This window comes from Sphingomonas sp. (assembly GCF_965200105.1).
Classification (GTDB): Bacteria; Pseudomonadota; Alphaproteobacteria; order Sphingomonadales; family Sphingomonadaceae; genus Solisphingomonas.
In genome coordinates this window covers 2,131,813-2,144,572 of the sequence record NZ_CBDATN010000002.1, presented here as the reverse complement: position 1 = coordinate 2,144,572, position 12,760 = coordinate 2,131,813, and the positions used below count along the sequence as shown (strand labels likewise).

Annotated in this window: 14 protein-coding genes and 1 pseudogene; 7 read left to right on the top strand and 8 right to left on the bottom strand. The window is 67.1% G+C overall.

Annotated elements, in window-relative coordinates; all coding sequences use genetic code 11:
* Positions 1-21: 21 nt before the first annotated feature.
* The 4 genes and pseudogenes from ACOFKX_RS12005 to ACOFKX_RS11990 all read left to right on the top strand — a co-directional run.
* Positions 22-66, top strand: a pseudogene (locus ACOFKX_RS12005) (hypothetical protein); the annotation flags it as partial.
* 203 nt (positions 67-269) lie between these two features.
* Positions 270-1,193 (top strand): MBL fold metallo-hydrolase, encoded by a 924-nt coding sequence (locus tag ACOFKX_RS12000; protein ID WP_419827201.1) that lies wholly within the window; start codon positions 270-272, stop codon positions 1,191-1,193.
* A gap of 86 nt (positions 1,194-1,279) precedes the next feature.
* The gene (locus tag ACOFKX_RS11995; protein WP_419827200.1) at positions 1,280-2,278 is read left to right on the top strand and encodes a sterol desaturase family protein; all 999 of its coding nucleotides are present in this window, start codon (positions 1,280-1,282) and stop codon (positions 2,276-2,278) included.
* Between the two features lie 93 nt (positions 2,279-2,371).
* Positions 2,372-2,989: a hypothetical protein gene (locus ACOFKX_RS11990; RefSeq protein ID WP_419827199.1), complete on the top strand. Its 618-nt coding sequence runs from the start codon at positions 2,372-2,374 to the stop codon at positions 2,987-2,989.
* Positions 2,990-3,144: 155 nt separating this feature from the next.
* On the opposite strand, the gene ACOFKX_RS11985 is transcribed toward ACOFKX_RS11990, so the two are convergent.
* The 5 genes from ACOFKX_RS11985 to ACOFKX_RS11965 all read right to left on the bottom strand — a co-directional run bounded on the left by ACOFKX_RS11985 (position 3,145) and on the right by ACOFKX_RS11965 (position 7,160).
* Positions 3,145-4,635 carry an NAD(P)(+) transhydrogenase (Re/Si-specific) subunit beta gene (locus tag ACOFKX_RS11985; RefSeq protein ID WP_419827198.1) on the bottom strand — a complete coding sequence of 497 codons (1,491 nt, stop codon included), beginning with the start codon at positions 4,633-4,635 and terminating at the stop codon, positions 3,145-3,147.
* Between the two features lie 40 nt (positions 4,636-4,675).
* Positions 4,676-4,990: an NAD(P) transhydrogenase subunit alpha gene (locus ACOFKX_RS11980; protein ID WP_419827197.1), complete on the bottom strand. Its 315-nt coding sequence runs from the start codon at positions 4,988-4,990 to the stop codon at positions 4,676-4,678.
* Positions 4,991-5,063: 73 nt separating this feature from the next.
* Positions 5,064-6,200, bottom strand: coding sequence for an NAD(P) transhydrogenase subunit alpha (locus ACOFKX_RS11975; protein WP_419827196.1), 1,137 nt, complete (start codon positions 6,198-6,200; stop codon positions 5,064-5,066).
* Between the two features lie 168 nt (positions 6,201-6,368).
* Positions 6,369-6,950 (bottom strand): glutathione binding-like protein, encoded by a 582-nt coding sequence (locus ACOFKX_RS11970; protein ID WP_419827195.1) that lies wholly within the window; start codon positions 6,948-6,950, stop codon positions 6,369-6,371.
* A gap of 81 nt (positions 6,951-7,031) precedes the next feature.
* Positions 7,032-7,160, bottom strand: coding sequence for a hypothetical protein (locus ACOFKX_RS11965; protein ID WP_419827194.1), 129 nt, complete (start codon positions 7,158-7,160; stop codon positions 7,032-7,034).
* Between ACOFKX_RS11965 and ACOFKX_RS11960 the strand changes: the two genes are divergently transcribed.
* From ACOFKX_RS11960 to ACOFKX_RS11950, 3 genes are read left to right on the top strand one after another with little or no spacing between them, the layout of a single operon-like run.
* Positions 7,153-7,794 (top strand): ferredoxin, encoded by a 642-nt coding sequence (locus ACOFKX_RS11960; RefSeq protein ID WP_419827193.1) that lies wholly within the window; start codon positions 7,153-7,155, stop codon positions 7,792-7,794. The genes ACOFKX_RS11965 and ACOFKX_RS11960 overlap by 8 nt on opposite strands.
* Entirely contained in the window at positions 7,791-9,071 is a 1,281-nt protein-coding gene (locus ACOFKX_RS11955) for a cytochrome P450 (RefSeq protein ID WP_419827192.1), read from the top strand. Before ACOFKX_RS11960 ends, ACOFKX_RS11955 begins: the two co-directional genes overlap by 4 nt.
* Positions 9,064-10,209 carry a Gfo/Idh/MocA family protein gene (locus ACOFKX_RS11950; protein WP_419827191.1) on the top strand — a complete coding sequence of 382 codons (1,146 nt, stop codon included), beginning with the start codon at positions 9,064-9,066 and terminating at the stop codon, positions 10,207-10,209. Before ACOFKX_RS11955 ends, ACOFKX_RS11950 begins: the two co-directional genes overlap by 8 nt.
* 240 nt (positions 10,210-10,449) lie before the next feature.
* Here ACOFKX_RS11950 and ACOFKX_RS11945 read toward each other — a convergent pair whose 3' ends face one another.
* The 3 genes from ACOFKX_RS11945 to ACOFKX_RS11935 form a co-directional block, all read right to left on the bottom strand.
* Positions 10,450-11,388: an SDR family NAD(P)-dependent oxidoreductase gene (locus ACOFKX_RS11945; protein WP_419827190.1), complete on the bottom strand. Its 939-nt coding sequence runs from the start codon at positions 11,386-11,388 to the stop codon at positions 10,450-10,452.
* A gap of 105 nt (positions 11,389-11,493) precedes the next feature.
* On the bottom strand, positions 11,494-12,375 hold the full coding sequence (locus ACOFKX_RS11940; RefSeq protein WP_419827189.1) for a helix-turn-helix transcriptional regulator: 882 nt from the start codon (positions 12,373-12,375) through the stop codon (positions 11,494-11,496).
* Between the two features lie 203 nt (positions 12,376-12,578).
* Positions 12,579-12,758, bottom strand: a complete 180-nt coding sequence (locus ACOFKX_RS11935; protein ID WP_419827188.1) for a hypothetical protein — start codon at positions 12,756-12,758, stop codon at positions 12,579-12,581.
* Positions 12,759-12,760 lie beyond the last annotated feature (2 nt).

Genomic DNA, 12,760 nt, shown 5'->3' with positions numbered 1-12,760 from the left:
GCGGCGGAGGCGCTGTGTCCCGTGATCGCGCGCGGCTTCGATGTTCACGGCCTGCGCGAAGTCGACGCCGACGTCGATCCGCGCAACGCCGCTTCGCGTCGCCTGCTCGAGCGGCTCGGCTTTCGCGAGACCGGGAGGGCGGACCGCACTTTGCTCGTCGGTGATCGATGGTACGACAGCGTCTACCTCGCGCTGACCGACACTCGCTGGAGCGGAGGCCGAGCGGCGCGCCCGACGAACTCCCGACACCCTGAGGAGCAGGACCGATCATGCCGTTCGCTTACCGCTCTTTCCGCCGCCGGACGGGCGTCGCCTGTCTGCTCCTCGCCGGCGCCTTGTGCCTTGCCGCCGGCTCCGCGCCGCCGGCGTTCCCCGCCTTCGCACCCTGGACTGACGGCACGAAGGCGGACGAACCCGAGTTGCAGGTGCAGCGGGTCGATCCGGACACCATCGTCCTCCGCCAGTCCGTGCGGACCAACTTCGAAGCGCCGTTCCTCTACCTGCTCTTCGGCAAGGATCGGGCGCTGCTCCTCGACACCGGCGCGGGAGGGCTGGCGATCCGGCCGACCGTCGACCGGCTGATCGGCGACTGGCAGGCGAGGCACGGCGGTCACCCGATCCACCTCGTCGTCGCGCACACGCACGGCCACGGCGATCACCACGCCGGAGACGGCGAGTTCCGCGACCGGCCGGATACTGACGTCGTCGGCCTCGCGCCCGCGCAGGTCGCCGCCTTCTTCGGCGTGGCGGACTGGCCGCGCGGCACCGGACATCTCGATCTCGGCGGCCGCGTGCTCGACGTGCTCCCCACGCCCGGCCATGAGCCGGCGCATATCATGATCTACGACGCGCGCACGCGGCTGCTGTTCTCGGGCGACATGCTATATCCTGGGCGGCTTTATGTGCCGACCGACCATTTCGGCGAGTTCCGCGCGAGCGCCGACCGGCTGGCCGCGTTCGCTGCTACCCACCCGATCCGCGCGCTGCTCGGCGCGCATGTCGAGATGACCACGACGCCCGGCAAAGACTATCCTTTCGAGGCCGCCACACACCCCTCGGAGCACGCGCTGCCGCTGCCGCCCGCGGCGATCGCCGAGCTCCGGCAGGCCGCCGGCCGCGCGGGAACGCGGCCGGAGATCGACCGCCACACCGACTTCATCCTGTACCCGCGTCCGCCCAAGCCCGCGACATGAAGGGCACGTCCTACGTCCGATGACGTATGACGTCTCCGCCTCCGATCCGGTACCGCCGCTGCGACAACAGATTTCGCGGGGACGAGATGGAAGGTATCCGCGTCGGCAAGCGGGTGATCGGCACGCAAGCGCCCGTGACGGTGGGGTGGGAGAACATCCCGAAGGTACAGGGCGGCCCGATGAAGCGTTTCGTCTTCACCTGGTTCCAGCCCACGATGCTCTTCGCGCTGCTCGCCTTCTGGTACTACGCGCCGAACTCGATCGCCAAGGCTTCGACCGCCATCTACATCGGCATCGGCTTCAAGGTGCTACTGCTCGCGCTCGAGTGGGTGAACCCGCGCTACGCGAGCTGGCGGCTGACCTGGAAGGAGCTGATCACCGACCTGTTCTACGTGGGCCTGGGCTACACGCTGCTCAACATCGTCGAATACTATATCGGCGGCGATGCAATGATCGCCGGCATCCAGCACTTCTTCAAATACGACAAGTTCACTTGGTTCACGAGCCTGCCGCTGCTCGTGCAGGCGTTCCTGATCTCGTTCATCTTCGATTTCGGGCAGTATTGGATGCATCGCGGGATGCACAACTGGTATCCGCTATGGTTGCCGCATTCCGTCCATCATTACATCACCCAACTCAACATCAACAAGGGCGCGGTCGGCAATCCGGTGGAGCTGTTCCTGATCGGGCTCGGCATCGGCGGCTTCTTCGACTTCCTGCCGCGCGCCTTCCTCCTTTCAGGGGCCTTCGGCCTGGCGATCGGAACCTACCAGCACATCAATGTCCGCTTCGATTCACCCAGGTGGTGGCGGTTCCTGTTCAACACCACCGAGCACCACAGCCTGCATCATTCGCAGGATTATGAATCCAGCCGGAGCAACTATGCCGGGTCTTACATCTTCATCGACCGCATGTTCGGCACCTGCATCGACGGAGAGGCCGAGCTGCTGGGGATGGAAAGCGGGCGCCGCATGTCGATCGGCGAGCAGATGACGCATCCCTTCACCGAAGGCTGGAAGACGATGAAGCAAAGTCGCGACCGCGATCGTGCGTTGCCGACCGACATAGTCGCCTCGCCGGCCTGAGCGATCCTTGCATCGCTCCGACACCGTCACGGGTCGTCCGGTTACGGCCCGCCGCATCGAGCCCGTAGGACTGCCGTTGCGACAGGTGATCGGGTGAACCTGCGGTACGTCGACTGGATCTGGCACGTCACGGGCAGCATGGCGCTCGCGCCAGGACAAACGCACGAGGAGGCCTTCGACTCGCTTGAGCCCCTGTTTCGGGTAGCCGGCACGAGCCACGAGCGGACGGTCGACGCGCTGACTTTCCGCAAGAAGGACCAAGCCGCGCAGGACAAGATGTCCGTTTTCGATCGCGGCACGTTGCGGATTGAGTCAGGCCCCAACGGGCCCGTGCTGCGCTACCGACTGTTCAGCCGAGCGCTACTTTTCTGTTTCCTCATGCCCTTCATGTTCCTGGCCATCGCCCAGTTCACCGTCGAGCTCGGCAGACTATCCAAGCCGGAGAGCGCGGCGAAGAAAGCGGACGTTAAGAAGCCGGACGTGCCGCTCAATCCGATCGACAAGGCGCTGGGCGCCCCGGAACCCGACAGCAGCAAGAAGGACCCAGACAAGCCTGGACGTGACAAGAAGCCAAAACCCACCTCTGCCTATGTATTTGCCGGTGGATTTGCTGTTCTTTACATCTTTGGTCGTATTCTTGAGGACCGACTGATAAGAAGACTCCTAAAACGAGAAGTAATCAGGCCCCGTCCTCACAATCTAAGTATTTGAAGATTGCCGGGTCCATCGGCGGTCTCGCTTTTGAGAATCTGGATCTCGCTTGCTCGAGCGGCAGACCCAAAGCCGTAAGTAGGCGCTCAGCCAGCTTCCCGGCTACATGGAGGCCGCCGGCGCCGCGTTGAAGCGGGCGCCCGCCTTCCCGCCCCTCAACCCATGGCTTTGACGATATCGTCGACCATCTTCTTGGCGTCGGCGAGCAGCATCATGGTGTTGTCCATGTAGAAGACGTCGTTGTCGACGCCGGCATAGCCCACGCCGCCCATCGATCGCTTGACGAACAGCACGGTCTTGGCCTTTTCGACGTCGAGCACGGGCATTCCGTAGATCGGCGAGCTCTTGTCGGTCTTGGCGGCGGGGTTGGTGACGTCATTGGCGCCGATCACGAAGGCGACGTCGGTCTGCGCGAACTCGCCGTTGATGTCCTCCAGCTCGAACACCTCGTCATAGGGCACGTTGGCCTCGGCGAGCAGCACGTTCATGTGCCCCGGCATCCGTCCCGCGACGGGGTGGATGGCGTATTTCACGCGCACGCCCTCCTTCTTGAGCACGTCGCCCATCTCGCGTAGCGCGTGCTGCGCCTGCGCCACCGCCATGCCGTAGCCCGGCACGATGATGACCTGCTCGGCCTGGCTCATCAGGAAGGCGGCGTCCTCCGCCGAGCCGCGCTTCCACGGCCGCTGCTCCCTGGCATCACCGCCGGCGCCCCCGTCGGACACCGCGCCGAAGCCGCCCGCGATGACGCTGATGAAGCTTCGGTTCATCGCGCGGCACATGATGTAGGACAGGATCGCGCCCGACGAGCCGACCAGCGCGCCGGTGATGATCATCGCCGAGTTGTGCAGCGTGAAGCCCATCGCGGCCGCCGCCCAGCCCGAGTAGCTGTTGAGCATCGAGACGACGACCGGCATGTCCGCGCCGCCGATCGGCACGATCAGCAGGAAGCCGATCGCGAAGCTCAGCACCGTGATCGCCGCGAACACCGGCAGCGCGTCGTCGGTGACGAAATAGGCGATGAGCAGCAGGATCGCCGCCAGCGTGCCCAGGTTGATGACGTGGCGCGCGGGCAGCAGGATCGGCTTGCCGCCCATGTTGCCGTTGAGCTTCAGGAAGGCGATGACCGAGCCCGAGAAGGTGATCGCGCCGATCGCGATGCCCAGCCCCATCTCGATGCGCGAGACCTGGTGGATGTGGCCGGTGACGAGATCGAGGATGCCGAACGCCGCCGGGTTGGCGTAGGCCGCCACCGCCACCAGCACCGCCGCCAGGCCGACGAGGCTGTGGAACGCCGCGACGAGCTGCGGCATGTCCGTCATCTTGATGCGCCTGGCGGTGACGAGGCCGATCGCCGCGCCGAGGCCGATCGCGGCGAGGATCTCCAGCGCCGTCACCCAGTCGATGCGCGCGAGGAGCGCGGTGTAGTCGCCGGCCGGCGTCTGCACGACCGCCAACGTGGCGAGCACGGGCACGTGGGTGACGAGCGTCGTCACCACCGCTATGCCCATGCCCCAGATGCCGTAGCGGTTGCCCTTCTGGCTGGTCTCCGGGCTCGACAGCCCGCGCAGCGCCAGGATGAAGCAGATGCCGGAGATCAGGTAGGCCAGCATCGCCCAGGCCGGCGTCGCGACTGCTTCGTGCATTCCTACCCCCTCGAACGCGTCGTCGGCACCGGCGTGCGGCTCACTTCGCCGCCGGCCGCTCCTTCTTCTTGTACATGGCGAGCATCCGCTCGGTGACCGCGAAGCCGCCGAAGATGTTGACCGAGGCGAGCACCACCGCGAGCAGCCCCAGCCACTTCGACGTGGCCGACGCGGCACCCGCGCCGACGAAGGCCGGCGCCGCCCCCGCGATCAGCGCGCCGACGACGATCACCGACGAGATCGCGTTGGTCACGGCCATCAACGGCGTGTGCAGCGCCGGCGTCACCGACCAGACGACGTAATAGCCCACGAAGCAGGCCATCACGAAGATCGACAGGATCGAGATGAAGTCCACGGCGCTCAGCCCTCCCCGGCAGGATCGCGCTAACCCGGCGCGCCGCTCATGTCAACGACTTTTACCAGATCGGTTACTGGAACAGTCTCGGGTGCACCACCTTGCCGCCTCGGGTCAGCCGGATCGCGTCGCCGATCTCGGCGTCGAGCACGGGGCGACCCTGCTCCTTGTCCCAGAAGGCGGCGAGGAAGTTGAACAGGTTGCGCGCGAACAGCGCCGACGCATCCGCCGCCAGCCGCGACGGCACGTTCCTGTGCCCGACGATCTTCACACCGTGCCGCTCCACCACCTCGCCCGGCACCGCGCCCTCGACATTGCCGCCGCTCTCCACCGCGAGATCGACGATCACGCTGCCCGGCCGCATCGAGGCGATCTGCGCGTCCGAGATCAGCCGCGGCGCGGCGCGGCCGGGGATCAGCGCGGTGGTGATCACGATGTCCTGCTTGGCGATGTGGCCCGAGACGAGCTCGGCCTGCGCGCGCTGATACTCGGGGCTCATCTCGGTCGCGTAGCCGCCCGATCCCTCGCCCTCGATGCCCGCCACGTTCTCGACGAAGATCGGCTTGGCGTCCAAGGACTGGATCTGCTCCCTGGTGGCCGATCGCACGTCGGTGGCCGATACCTGCGCGCCCAGCCTGCGCGCGGTGGCGATCGCCTGCAGGCCCGCGACGCCCACGCCCATCACGAACACGCGCGCGGCCGAGATCGTGCCCGCCGCCGTCATCATCATCGGGAAGGCGCGGCCATATTCGGCCGCCGCGTCGAGCACCGCCTTGTAGCCCGCCAGGTTCGACTGCGAGGAGAGAATGTCCATCGACTGCGCGCGCGTGATGCGCGGCATGAACTCCATCGCCAGCGCCTCGATGCCCGCCGCCGCATAGCCGTCGACCTTCGCACGCCCGCCCTCGGGACCGGCGCCGAAAGGGTTGAGACCGGCCGCCAGCCACGCACCCGGCCGGGCACCCGCGAGCGAGGCCGGATCCGGACCCTGAACGCCAAGAATCAGCTCCGCCCCGGCCAGCACCGCCAACCGATCGCCCACCCCGGCACCGGCCGAAACGAACGCCCCGTCCGCAACCGATGCCCCCAGACCAGCGCCAGCCTCCACCGACACCGACGCCCCAAGACCAACAAGCTTCCGAACCGTCTCCGGCACCGCCGCAACACGACGCTCGCCAACAATACGCTCAGCCAGAACAGCTACCTTCATCTGTACGCCGCCACCGTTCTTCGCTCGCTCGACCATGCTCTACGTTCCGGCACGTCCCGAAACGGCTGCGATCTTCTCCGACGCGAGCGGCTTGCAGCGGTGGCGATCCGTCGACAAGAGGCTCGAACGGCTCGACATGATCGTCGCTGTCGTAAAACGATCGTCCTCTCATCTATGACCGGCCATGCACGCTAGGCCGGAGCCGGCATCGGCAAGGCTCGGGCGATCGCGGCGACCGGCTTCGGACACGGCGAGCCCGCGCGTTGCGTGCTGCCGACACGGTCTGGTCGGGAGAGAGCGGTGGGGCGGCTTGGAGCGCCCGACCACACCGGCATCCATCTGATCGGTGCCGTGCGACGATGATTGCGCGCTGCAGATCGACGAGGCGCGAACCGCAATCGCGGCCAGGGTTTGCGCCGACCTGTCGCCGCTACTCCACCGCGTGCGTCCGAACAGGATGCGTCGCGCTTCCGCATGGAGCATCGAGCGGTTCGCGACGTACGGACCGCCGGCCCCGCCGGCAAGGATCTCGTACGCGCGCAGGAAAGCTGGTCGCTCGCATACATCGGCATACCAGCGCGCGACGTGCGGCAATCCGTCCAGGTCGAGCTGTCCGCGCCGTTGATGGGCGTACAGCCATGGCGCGCAGGCCATGTCGGCGACGGAGTAGTTGCCGACGATGAAGGCCTGATCGCTCCACACCGTGTCGCAAGAAACCTCGCCCATGGCGGCGAAATGATGCGCAGCCACGCTCTGGAAGGCGGAGACGACGCGAACGCCCTCTTCCAGCGCGCGTTGCGCGATCTGTGCAGCCGATCCGCCCTTCGACAGCTACACGCGCATCACCCTGGGCGGCACCAGCGACATGGTGGTGTCCACCACGATCTGGCCTTGGACGGCGTCGCGGACGGCGTCGAGCGTCTCGCGCTGGTTGCCGAACCGGACCGCGACGATGACCATGTCGGCGCAAGCCGCGGCCTCCACGTTGCCGCCGGCCCGCAGCGTCGCGGCCCTCCCCCCTCTCGCCAAGCTTCGCGAGGAGTGCCGACGCGACCGCGGTACCCCGGCCCGGGTCGCGCGTTCCGGTCACGACCTTGTGGCCGGCCGCGCACAGCGCATCGCCGGTCCCGAACCCAGCGCCTCCGTGCCGCCGATGATCCCGATCCGCGTCCGTCCGCTTCCCGTGGCCGCCGGACCAGATGGTGCACTGCCGTGCCGACGCCTGCACGCGTCGCGCGAAGCGCTTTTCCTGCCGAGAGGCGAGCGGCCCTGCCGCCAGCACCCTAGCGCGCCGCATTTCTCGTCATTTGTTCGCTTTGCACAAGGGGAGCCGATTGTCGTCCGCGTCGGCGTCGTCAGAGTGTCGGGAGGTGTAGTGCGGGAGAGCTGGTCCATGAAGGTACGCGTCGACGGCGAACGCTGCGTCGGGCAGGGGATGTGCTTCCTCGCCGCTCCGGAAGTCTTCCAGCTCAGCGACGAGGACGGCCACGCCTACGTCTCCTCAGAGGAGGTATCGCCCGACCTCGACGAAGCGGTCCATCAGGCGCAACGCAGCTGCCCGGAACAGGCCATCGTCGTGGATGCGACGGCGTGAACGCCGATGCGGGCGCGGCTCCGATCGGCGCCAAAGCCAACCCGATCGACTTCGACCACGAGTCGGCCGAGTATGCGGCACGGTGGACTGACCAGTACCGGACGATCCGGGAAAGCGGGTGCCCGATCGCTTGGTCCGGCGCTCATGGTGGCTATTTCGTGCCCAGCCGTTACAACGACATCGTCGCCATCGCCCAGGACTCGCAAACCTTCTCCAGCGCCAAGACGTTCGACGCCGCGACAGGCGCGGTGAGCGGGGGCGTCCTGATTCCCGCCATCCCGTTTCCGACCGCTTACCCGATCGAGACCGACAGACCCGTCTGGGACGCATATCGAAGCTTTATCAATCGCCGTTTCGCACCGAAGGCGGCGGAGGCGCGGCGCGACTTTGCGCGGCACCACGCGTCGCGGCTCTTGGATCAGGTGATCGAGACGGGTGAGATCGACTTCATCGCCGACCTGACCGGCCCGCTGCCCGCGATCGTCACTATGGACCTGATGGGGCTGCCGCTCGCCGACTGGCGCGACTTCGCCGAGCCGCTGCACGAGATCGTTTACACGCCCAAAGAGTCCGCCGAGTTCCCAGATGTCGCGGCCCGTTTCCAGCAGATGTTCGACCGCTGCCTGGTCGAACTCCGCCGTTATCGCGAGCTGCCGCCCGAGGACAACCTGCTCTCGGTCTTCGCACACGAGCCGTTCGAGGGTCGACCGCTCACCGACGACGAGGTTCTCGGCTATTGCAACAACATTCTGGCCGGCGGCGTGGACACCACCACGGCGCTCACCACCAACGTCCTCGTCTATCTGTGGCGCAACCCCGACGAGCGGCAGCGGCTGATCGGCGATCCCGCGTTGCTGCCCACGGCGCGCGAGGAATTCGTGCGCTTCTTCGCTCCCCAGCACGCGGTCGCCCGCAATTGCACGCGCGATGTCGAGGTCGGTGGCGTGCTGATCGCCGCCGGTGATCGCATCTACATGCCGTGGGGTGCCGGCAACCGCGATCCCGAGGTTTTCGAGCAGCCCGACTTTATCGACATGGCGCGCTTTCCCAATCGCCACATCGGCTTCGGCGCGGGCGCGCACCGTTGCATCGGATCGTTCGTCGCGCGCGTGATGTTCGAGGAGATGGTCAAGCAGGTCCTGTCGCGGATGCCGAACTACCGCATCGATATCGATCGGGCGCAGCGGTATCGCTCGATCGGCACGATCAACGGCTGGATGAACATGCCCGCGACCTTCGCCCCAGGCACCCGGCTGTCGCACGATACCCTTGGCTGATCGCGCGGTGGCAACGGGAAACGGCGCGCCAATCCGGGTCGGAATCGTTGGCGCGAGCGCCGACCCGTGGGCCTGGGCGTCGACCGCGCACGTACCTGCGCTGAAGGCGTTGCCCGAGCTGGAACTGATCGCGGTCGCGTCGCGGAACCAGGCCAACGCCGATGCCGCCGCCGCCGCGCACGGCATCTTGCGCGCCTATGGCGACTATGCCGAGATGATCGGCCAGTCCGACATCGACCTGATCTGCGTCAGCACCAGCTCGATCCACCACCACGCCCTCGTCATGCCGGCCATCGCGGCCGGCAAGCACGTGTTCTGCGAGTGGCCGTTCGGCGAGACTATGGCGCAGGCGGTGGAGATGCGCGACGCCGCCCGCGCACGCGGAGTCCGCACGCTGGTGGGCCTGCAGACGCGCTACGCGCCGATGGTCGCCTATGTCCGCGATCTCGTCGCGCAGGGGTACGTTGGCGAGCTATGGTCGACCATCTTCAACCGCGCCAACGACCAGACCGCGCGCAAGGACGTGACGCCCGAGTATCTCGAGTTCCTGGAGCGCGCTAACGCCGGTCTCCGCATCCTTGGTGGTCACGGCCTGGACACGCTCGCCGCCTATGTCGGCGAGTTCGTCGACATCCAGGCCTATATGGAGATCGGGCTCAAGGAGCTGCGGCTCACCACGGGCGAGCGCGCGACGGTGCGCCACAAGGACCAGATCGTGTTGCAGGGGCGATTGGCGGGGCATGCGATCGTGTCGGCCACGCTCAAGCAGAATTCGCCGACCTACCGGCCTTTCCACCTGGAGATTAGCGGATCGCGCGGCGCGCTGGTGATCACCACGGCCGACGACCTGCTGCCCGCCGCCCGGCATCCCGGCGTCCCGTACAACCTGGCCCTCTACGGTGCGCCGGCGCTGGGAGAAGCCTTCGCGCCGCTCGCCGTGCCGGCGAGCTACGATCGCGTGCCCGCCTCGGTGCCGCGCGGCCAGCCGGTCGACGTGGCGCACATGTACCGTGACTTCGCGCGTTCGCTCGTAGGCGGAACGCCGTGCGCGACGGATTTCGATCACGGCGTCCGGCGGCACGAGCTACTTGCCGCGGTGGTGCGCGCCGCCGATACGGGCGAGCGCCAACGGCTCTGACCGGGGCCGGTCTTCGGACCGCGGCAGTAACGCTGGATCGGTGGCCTCGCTCGCTTCGCCGCGCACCGTCTTCGCGGACAACCGGCTTCACCACCGCAACATGCATTCGCCGCAATGTTCGCAAAGTGAACTAGGCAGCGCTGTCCGTTGATCGCTTTTCGGCTTGTCGGGTGCCGGAGAGACGATGAACTGCGCCAATCGCCGCACCACGCTGAGGGGCGTTCAGCCGGCTCGATCCGATCAGACGGACGGGAGGGCCTGGAAGCGCTCCACCAGCTCCATGCCGCGCGCGACGGCGCTCGTCGGCAGCTCGAGGTTCGATCCGCTCACGTCGCCGGGCTCTATGATCGCGTCGCGATGCGCCGCGATCGCTTCCGGCGTCGGGGAGCGACTCTGATACCCCTTCGTCTCGGCGACGACGATCCGTGAGCTGGCGCCGGCTATGATCCCGATCGCCTGGCCGCTCACGTCGCAACTGTCGTGCGCGAGCCACAGCGCGGTGGGCGCCGCGAGCTCCGGCGCGAATGCGTCGGTCGAGAAGATCGCCTGGTCGTCCCACGAGCGCACCGGCCGGGTGCCCGCACCCGGCGCGAGCAGGTTGACGGCGATGCCGTGTGCCTCCCCCTCCATCGCGAGCGACATGGTGAAGCCGTGCACCGCGCCCTTCGCCGACGCATATTCGAAGCGGCCGCGATGGCCGAAATACCCGGTGTGCGAGCCCACGTTGATGATCCGGCCGTAGCCCTGCCGGACTAGGTGGTCCCAGGCCGCGCGCGCAACATTGACCGTGCCGAGCAGGTGGACCTGCAGCACGCCGAGGAAGCTGTCGCTGCTGGTGTCCAGGAACGGCTTGGCCGGCGTGAAATTGCCTGCGTTGTTGATGACGACGTGCAGGCCGCCGAAGCCGTCCAGCGCCTGCTCCACCATGGACCGGGCACCCGCCTCGGTCGCGACGCTGTCGACGTTCGCGACCGCCCGCCCGCCTGCCGCCTCGATCTCCGCGACGACGGACGCGGCGAAGCTGCCATCTCGCCCGGCACCGTCGAGCTCGGCACCGAGGTCGTTCACCACGACGCTTGCTCCCCGCTCGGCGAGCAGCAGCGCATAGGTTCTTCCGAGTCCGCGGCCCGCGCCGGTCACCAGCGCCACCTTGCCGTCGAGCCGCAGTTCGGCGGTCATCCCGATCTCTCACCAGCGTTGCAATAGAGGCCTAGGTGCGCGCGCACCCCGCGGCAACGCGTCGCGCTTACCCGATGTGCGTATTGCGCGGGCGAACCGAGGAGCTCAGTCGACCGAGGTCACACCCGTCGCGCAACGATGCCGGAACGCCCGCGGCGACTCGCCCGCCGTCTTCTTGAATGCGAAGGAGAAGGCGCTTGGATGGCAGAAGCCAAGCTTGTGCGATATCACCTTCAGCGGAAGGTTGGTGTCGAGTAGCAGCGCCTTGGCGCGGGACACGCGCAGCTCCTCGATGAACTGGTGCAAGGTGTGCCCGGTCGTCGACTTGTACATGCGCCGGAGATGGGCGACGCTGACGCCGCACTGTGCGGCCACCCCCGCGAGCGTCGGCGAACCCTCTTGAAACGATATGATGTAGTCGCGGATCTGCCGCAAACGGCCCGGCGACAGCCCGCCCTTGGCGTCGCTTAAAACTTCGTCGGCACGGCGCTGCATCCCGAACTGGCGGACGATGTCCACGGCCATCGACGAGCCGAGGGACTCGGCCAGCACGACGCTGGCGAAGCCCGGCTCCACCATCTCGCGCATCAGACGGCGCATGGAATGATCCAGGTCCGCGTTGCGCAGGTCGAGGCTGGAGGTTAGCGGGCCGTCGATCCGATCAAAATTCGTGCCCGTCACGTCCTGTATCCAGTCGCGGTCGAAGTGGCAGTCGAGGCACCGGACGTCCTCTTGCTCATCGGCCGCATAGGCGTGCGTCGCGACGCCTGCCGGATGGAGCATCAACTGCCCGAAGCTGGCCTCCTGTCCCGGATCGAGCCACGCCTTGGTCTTGATCCGGTAGGGCCGCATACGCCAGCGCAGCAGGATCGTCTCCTCTCGTTCGAGGATCTCCGTTCCCGCATCCCAGTGGTAATCGGCGACTTGGAACGTCGCACCCGCTGTCCTGATCTCCGATACGACCGAACAGTCCACCTGCTGGTTCATACCTCTCCTCTCTCCGCTCGACGGAGTTATCTGTTACGCGGATAAATCAATAATCCGCGCGTCGCGAGGTATCAACACGGTGGACGGTTCTGTTCGCATGGCGAACGCGCCGAGCTGGCACGGGCGCTTGGGCGGCGCCGGAAGGCGACAATGACGGCCAGCGGCGGGGCCGCCGGCCAAGCGGATCGGCAGACGCGCCCTGCTCAGGCCGGGGCGCGCTTGGCTCCCGCGGTGCGGTCCTCCGGCGACGTGCCCCGCTCGTCGACCAGGAACATCATCATCGAGTTGCGACCGAAGAAACGCGCCTCGTCCTCGGCGACGCGGGGCCCGATCGCTGGATCGGCCATCTTCGCGCCCAGCGCCTCGTACTTCTCCCAGCTCATGC

What these genes read in the sequence shown, in the direction of transcription:
- ACOFKX_RS12000 (WP_419827201.1), top strand. Translation starts at nt 270, where the DNA reads ATGCCGTTCGCTTACCGCTCTTTCCGCCGCCGGACGGGCGTCGCCTGT.
- ACOFKX_RS11995 (WP_419827200.1), top strand. Translation starts at nt 1,280, where the DNA reads ATGGAAGGTATCCGCGTCGGCAAGCGGGTGATCGGCACGCAAGCGCCC.
- ACOFKX_RS11985 (WP_419827198.1), bottom strand. Translation starts at nt 4,635, where the DNA reads ATGCACGAAGCAGTCGCGACGCCGGCCTGGGCGATGCTGGCCTACCTG.
- ACOFKX_RS11975 (WP_419827196.1), bottom strand. Translation starts at nt 6,200, where the DNA reads ATGAAGGTAGCTGTTCTGGCTGAGCGTATTGTTGGCGAGCGTCGTGTT.
- ACOFKX_RS11960 (WP_419827193.1), top strand. Translation starts at nt 7,153, where the DNA reads ATGACCATGTCGGCGCAAGCCGCGGCCTCCACGTTGCCGCCGGCCCGC.
- ACOFKX_RS11965 (WP_419827194.1), bottom strand. Translation starts at nt 7,160, where the DNA reads ATGGTCATCGTCGCGGTCCGGTTCGGCAACCAGCGCGAGACGCTCGAC.
- ACOFKX_RS11945 (WP_419827190.1), bottom strand. Translation starts at nt 11,388, where the DNA reads ATGACCGCCGAACTGCGGCTCGACGGCAAGGTGGCGCTGGTGACCGGC.
- ACOFKX_RS11940 (WP_419827189.1), bottom strand. Translation starts at nt 12,375, where the DNA reads ATGAACCAGCAGGTGGACTGTTCGGTCGTATCGGAGATCAGGACAGCG.
- ACOFKX_RS11935 (WP_419827188.1), bottom strand. Translation starts at nt 12,758, where the DNA reads ATGAGCTGGGAGAAGTACGAGGCGCTGGGCGCGAAGATGGCCGATCCA.